Origin of the sequence: Streptomyces sp. ICN903 (genome assembly GCF_022015835.1) — a bacterium.
GTDB classification, from domain to species: Bacteria; Actinomycetota; Actinomycetes; order Streptomycetales; family Streptomycetaceae; genus Streptomyces; species Streptomyces fenghuangensis.
On record NZ_JAKMAY010000330.1, the window covers coordinates 1 to 5799 of the forward strand.

The 5799-nt window shown below is 73.7% G+C and carries 5 protein-coding genes and 1 pseudogene; 3 read left to right on the forward strand and 3 right to left on the reverse strand.

Annotation, left to right across the window (positions count from 1 at the left end; translation table 11 throughout):
• A pseudogene (locus L7D48_RS24670) lies at positions 1 to 348 on the reverse strand (hypothetical protein); the annotation flags it as partial.
• 167 nt (positions 349 to 515) lie between these two features.
• On the opposite strand from L7D48_RS24670, the gene L7D48_RS24675 reads away from it, so the two are divergent.
• The 3 genes from L7D48_RS24675 to L7D48_RS24685 all read left to right on the forward strand — a co-directional run bounded on the left by L7D48_RS24675 (position 516) and on the right by L7D48_RS24685 (position 3142).
• Positions 516 to 1343 carry a glycerophosphodiester phosphodiesterase gene (locus tag L7D48_RS24675; protein ID WP_237882632.1) on the forward strand — a complete coding sequence of 276 codons (828 nt, stop codon included), beginning with the start codon at positions 516 to 518 and terminating at the stop codon, positions 1341 to 1343.
• Between the two features lie 212 nt (positions 1344 to 1555).
• Entirely contained in the window at positions 1556 to 2071 is a 516-nt protein-coding gene (locus L7D48_RS24680) for an ATP-binding protein (protein WP_237882634.1), read from the forward strand.
• A 102-nt stretch (positions 2072 to 2173) separates the two neighbouring features.
• Positions 2174 to 3142, forward strand: a complete 969-nt coding sequence (locus L7D48_RS24685; RefSeq protein ID WP_237882636.1) for a DUF5926 family protein — start codon at positions 2174 to 2176, stop codon at positions 3140 to 3142.
• Positions 3143 to 3370: 228 nt separating this feature from the next.
• On the opposite strand, the gene L7D48_RS24690 is transcribed toward L7D48_RS24685, so the two are convergent.
• Together L7D48_RS24690 and L7D48_RS24695 are read right to left on the reverse strand one after the other, a co-directional pair.
• Positions 3371 to 4072: a hypothetical protein gene (locus tag L7D48_RS24690; protein WP_237882638.1), complete on the reverse strand. Its 702-nt coding sequence runs from the start codon at positions 4070 to 4072 to the stop codon at positions 3371 to 3373.
• Between the two features lie 198 nt (positions 4073 to 4270).
• Positions 4271 to 4981, reverse strand: a complete 711-nt coding sequence (locus L7D48_RS24695; protein ID WP_237882640.1) for a bifunctional DNA primase/polymerase — start codon at positions 4979 to 4981, stop codon at positions 4271 to 4273.
• Positions 4982 to 5799 lie beyond the last annotated feature (818 nt).

Here is a 5799-nt window from a genome sequence, read left to right on the forward strand (position 1 = left end):
GCCCTGCGTCTGCACCTGTGCGGCCTGCCCCTGTGCGGCGTGCCCCTGCTCGGCCTGCCCCTGTGCGGCGGGGGGCGCGGGCTGGGCGGCCGGCGGTGCTGCCGGCCGGGACGACGGCTCGGGGCCTTCCGGCTCGATCTTCCGCAGCAGGGTCGTCGACTCGTCCTTCGGCGCCGCCTCGGGTGCGGGGGCGGGCGTGGGGGCCTGGAGGTCGTAGTCCTCCGGCGGGCTGTCGGTCGGTGTCCTGGGCGCGGCGGCGTCGTTCGCGGCGGACCGGTCGGCCGGCGGGTGCGGCACGGGGGCGCCGGCCGCGTGCTCTCCGGCGGCGCCCTCGTTCTCGGTGCTCACAGCTCTCTCCTCAGGTACACGACAGTCACACGCCTGTCCGGGGACGGCGTGCGTATTCAGGTGTATGGCGTCAAGCTTCTCCCACCGCACGTCAGACCGGCGTAAGCGCACCCGTCCGAACGGACGCCCGGGCCGCCGCGCACGGGGCGGGGTGGCACCATAACGCGGTGAGCCCTGACCAGCCCCAGAGGTCGGCCGGATCCCGCCGCCCCATCTCCGTCGTCGCCCACCGAGGAGCCTCCGAGGACGCTCCCGAACACACCCTGGCCGCGTACCGCAGAGCCGTCGAGGACGGCGCCGACGCGCTGGAGTGCGACGTGCGGCTCACCGCCGACAAGCACCTGGTGTGCGTCCACGACCGCCGCGTCAACCGTACCTCCAACGGCCGCGGCGCCGTCTCCTCGCTGGAGCTGGCCGAACTGGCCGAACTGGACTTCGGATCCTGGAAGGGCCGGCTCGGCGACGAGGAGTCGCCCGAGACCGAAAGCCGCGAGCACACCTCCGTCCTCACCCTGGAGCGGCTGCTGCGCCTGGTGGAGGAGCAGGCCTCCGCGGGGCGCCGGGTGGAGCTGGCCATCGAGACCAAGCACCCCAGCCGCTGGGCGGGTCAGGTGGAGGAGGAGCTACTGCGGGTGCTGGCCCGCCACGATCCGGCCATCCCGGTGCGCGTGATGAGCTTCTCGGCGCGCTCCCTGCACCGGATACGGGCCGCGGCGCCGTGGATCCCCACCGTCTACCTGATGCAGTTCCTGCTGCCGCGCCACCGCGACGGGAAGCTGCCGCCGGGCGTGGGGATCGCCGGGCCGAGCATCCGGATCCTGCGCAACCACCCCGAGTACGTGGCGTGGGCGCACCGGGAGGGCCACCGGGTGCACGTGTGGACGGTGGACGACCCGGCCGACGTGGAGCTGTGCGCGCTGCTCGGCGTGGACGCCATCATCACCAACCGGCCCCGGCGCGTACTGGCCCAGCTGGAGGAGATGTTCCGGGACTGAGACGGAACGGGTCGGGGGCTGAGACGGGCCGGAGGCTGAGGCGGGGCCGGACGGGGGCCGTGGGCGGGCGGCCGGCGCACTACGGCGCACTCCCGTCCGCCGGTGGTGAACGGGCGGTGAGGGCTGCGTCACGGTACCGGGCCGGGCGGTTTCCGCCACCGGGCGAAAGGGCATCCATCACGTGGCGTGGGGCGAACAAGGAGGTCTCGGGGGTGGCGTTGGTGGTTGCACAGGAGGCGCCGACGTCGTCGACGATGGCCGTACCCCACGGTCCTGCGGGCGTGGGGGCGGCGAGGCGCCGGATGCGCGAGGAGCTTCTCGGCTCCGGTACGCCCGAAGCCGTCGTGGACGACGCGGTTCTCATTCTTTCCGAACTTCTCAGCAACGCGTACCGGCACGCCAGACCGATCGGTGTGAGCGACTGCGTACGCGCGGCCTGGGGCCGCACGGCCGACGGCGGGGTGAGCGTCTCCGTCACCGACGGCGGGGGCCCGACCAGACCCCGGCCGTCCAACCCGTCGGTGACCGCGCGCGGCGGCAGAGGGCTGTCGATCATCACCTCGCTCGCCAGCGACTGGGGTGTGCGCGACGACCGCGGCGGTCGCGGTCGCGGCCACGGCCACGGCGGGGTGACGGTCTGGGCGGTGGTGGCGCCTTCGGAGGACGACGCGTTCTCCTCCTCGATGCGCTTCGACCTGTCGGAGCTGGAAGGTCTGGAGGACCTCTGAGGTAGTCGTTCCGGGTGGTCTCCCCCGCGTACGCGTCCCGCCCCGGCCCCAAGGGCTAGGCTCGCGCCGAAAGCGTCCTTAACGACCGGGAGACCCCACCCCATGGCCAAGAAGCGCCGACCCCAGACCAAGGCCGCCAAGCCGCAGCTCGCCGACGGTGAGATCCCCGTCGTCGGCGCCCGCGAGCCCTGCCCCTGCGGATCCGGCCGCCGCTACAAGGCCTGCCACGGGCGCGCCGCCGCGCAGGCGGTGACCGAGCTGGTGCGCCGCCCGTTCGAGGGGCTGCCCGGGGAGTGCGACTGGGTGGCGCTGCGCGAGCTGGTGCCGGCCGCGACGGTGCCGCTGAAGCTGAAGGAGGAGCTGCCCGGGGACGTCCCCTCGGTGACGCTGGCCACCGTCCTGCCGATGGCCTGGCCCGCGCTGCGCCGCACGGACGGAGCCGTGCTGCTGGGCGTGCAGAACGACACCCCCTCCGGCGACCTCAGCCGCGACCTGGCCGACGTTCTGCGGCGGGCCCTGACGGCGAAGCCGGGCACCCCGGTGGCCGCCGAGCGCATCCCCGCCGACGCCCCGCGCCTGCAGGACCTGCTGGACCTCGACACGCCCTTCGTGCCCGAGGTGCACAGCGGCTTCGAGTTCTGGGTGGAGGACGCCGACAACCAGAGTCCGGAGGTCGCCGCCTCGCTGGAGCGCGCCAACTCCGCCGCCCTGCCCACCGCCCGGCTGGAGGGAGTGGAGGCCGCCTACTGGTGCGAGACCCCGGATAAGAACCACCTGCGCTGGGTCATGCCGCACCCGGAGGAGCGGCTGCTGGACGCGCTCGCCCGGCTGCACGCGGCGGGGGCGTCGTCGCTGGGCGAGGGCACGCGGCTGGTCGGCTCCTTCCGGGCGCACGGCCTGATGGTCCCGGTGTGGGATCTGCCGAGCGCGATGGGCGCGCAGGAGTGCGAGAAGCCGGCCGCGGCCTTCGCGGAACGGCTCGCCGAGGCACTGGAGTCCACCGATCCGCTCACCGCGGAGGAGCGCCGGGCGCGCAGTGGATTCACAAATCGCCAGATCACTCTCAACTGACAGACGAATTCCGGCTGTTGAGGGAAGAAAAAGGCAAGTGATTCCCGTCACAGCGGGACGTACTCGCAGGTAGACAGGCGGCCGGAAGCCATCGGTGGAATTTGCGAACGGGCCGTTACTTGTTACGGTTCTTTCAGCCCGGTCGCTGGTGCATCCCCCGTCGCCAGCGACCGGGTCTTTTCATGCCCGCACTTCCCGCATACGGGTTCGGCGCGTGCGGCCGACCGTTCAACTCCCCGATTTCCGCGAGGGACCGGCGGGCCGGGCGTCCTCTGCGCCGCCTTTGCCGTCCCCGCTCTCCCCGGCTTCACCGGCGCCCCCGGTTCCACCCCCGGTTTCGCTGCCGGAACGCAACAGCAGCCCCTCCCCGTCCGGGGCCGCGACCTCCGCCACCGCCGTGTAGGACCCGCCGCCCGGGGAGTTTCCCTTCACCGGCCGGTGCGGGGTGTCGCACACGCCCTCCCGGCCGCCGGCGGGCAGCTCGCAGGGGACGGCGAGCGCCTGCCCGCCGGGGCCGAGCAGGCTCAGGGCGCCGTGCAGCGCCTCACCCGTGGTGTTCCGGTGGTACATCCGCCCCCAGACGGCGCCGTCCCGCGTCAGGACGCAGGTCTGCGCGCGCAGACCTCGCGGGGAGACGGCCCAGGAGCCGCAGTAGGCCGAGGTCTCCGGCAGGTCCGCGCCGGACGGTTCGGGCGGCTCGGGCGAGAGGAGCCCGTCCGGAAGGGGGAGCGGGGAGCGTTCGGGCGCGGAGCCGGTGGCGGGGCCGACGGGGTCGGCGGTGACGCCTGCGGCGGCCGTACGTCCGTCGCCCGGCCGCCGCTCGTCCGGTCCGGCGGTCGCGGCGGTGAGCGGCAGGGACGCCGCGAGGGCGATCCCGGCGGCGAGCGCGGTCACACGGAGACTGGAGGCGCGCTGCCGCGGCTCGTACATGGGGTCCACCTGCAACTCGCTGGAGGGAAGGGACTCTTCGGCGGCCCGAACATACCGGGACGAAGAAGGCGCCCCGGCGGACAGACCGCCTGTTTCCCTCCAACCCAGGCGCACCGCCACCCGTACGAGTGAGCGGGGCCGGACCTGCGGGGCCGAACCCGTGGGGGCCGGACCCGCGGAACCGAACCGGTCGGCCGGTCAGTACGCCAGCCGGCTGCCCGTGTCCGGGACGGCCGCGCTAGCCCGCACCAGCACGTCCACCAGCGGCTCCATCCTCGGCAGCCACGGCACACCGCCCCCGCGCAGGGTGGCGCGGGGGCCGACGCCCAGCGCGGCCGGGGGCCGCTCCCAGCGCAGCTGCCCCGCGCCGGTGCGCGACGGCGGCAGGGCCACATAGCCGCCCTCGCCGTGGAACCGCAGCGAGCTGGGCACCCAGTCCTGGGCGTGGAGCAGCTCGCCCAGCTCCTCCAGGTCGTACGGCGCCACCAGCAGCGTGCAGCGGGTCGGGCTCGCGATCACCGGCCCGGTGCGCAGCCCGAGCCGGTCGAACTCCTCCAGCGCCCGGGCCCCGGCGGCCGCCGGGAGGCTCAGCGCGCAGGGGGCGCGGCCGCCGGTGGCCAGCAGGACCGGCGCGTCGGGCCGGTTGGTCCACCACCAGCGCACCATGCGCTCGTCGGTGGTGGCAGCCGGCAGTTCGGGGTCGAAGGGGTGCGCACCGGGCACCACGCAGTCGGGCCGGGGACAGGAGCAGCGCCCCCGAGGCTGCCCCGACTGGCGTGCGGTCAGGCGCCTGGACTCCCGCGGCGCCACACCGGGCAGCACGGGCCACCCCCACCGTGTCGCGCACACGAGCGCCGCGTCGCGCAGCGCCCAGCGGGTCATGCGTCGCCTTCCGAGGATCTCGCGCATCAGCGCTCGTTCCTTTCCGTAACGCCATGGATCGACAAATACGTCGACAAGCACACTGACTAAGGACTCAGCAGGACCAGAAGGCCGATCGCGGTCTTCCGGTCCCTCACACCTGTTACACCTGTGGATCTCGTGTGACCGCGCCCGGGCCTCCGGGCAGTGCGTCACCGTGCTGTTCTCCGCGGCCGTGGCCGGGGCGTTCGCGAACCGGGCGCGGATCGCGGCGTGACGGCACACACCGGACGCCGCTCGCGCTCGCCCGTACCGCCGTACCGTCCGGCGGTCCTCCGCCTGCCGTGCTCCGGTCCTCCCGGCGCGTACGAGGACGCGCCTCGTTCCCACTGCGTGGGACGCACGGACTCGCCGCCGGGTTCCGCCGGAACCCGCTCGCGCTCGCCCGCCCGGTCCCTCCTGCCGTGGGTAACCGTGTACCCACGTCAATCGTGATGACGCGCTGCCGTACCGGGAGTCAGTCGACCGCGCACCGCCTGACACAGGGTACGTTTTCGGCCAAGCTTGTGACCACCCCCGCGACACCTTCGGATGTGCCGGGAGCGGTGATCGGGCCCGGATCCCAAACCGGTCGACGGGGGACATCCGCGGCCTGCCGGGGCGATGCTGGACACCCGTTACCACGGCGTGTACACCTGAAGACATTGATAGCGGAGCAGCACGACATGGGGGTTTGCGATGCTATTGACGACGCTGGTCCGCACTGAGGGCAGCCACCCATGAGCGCCCAGCAGCCGCCGAAACTGGCCGGAATCGAACCAACTTCCCCCCTTCCCCAGCACACTGTTCCGCCCGCCGCGGCCGCG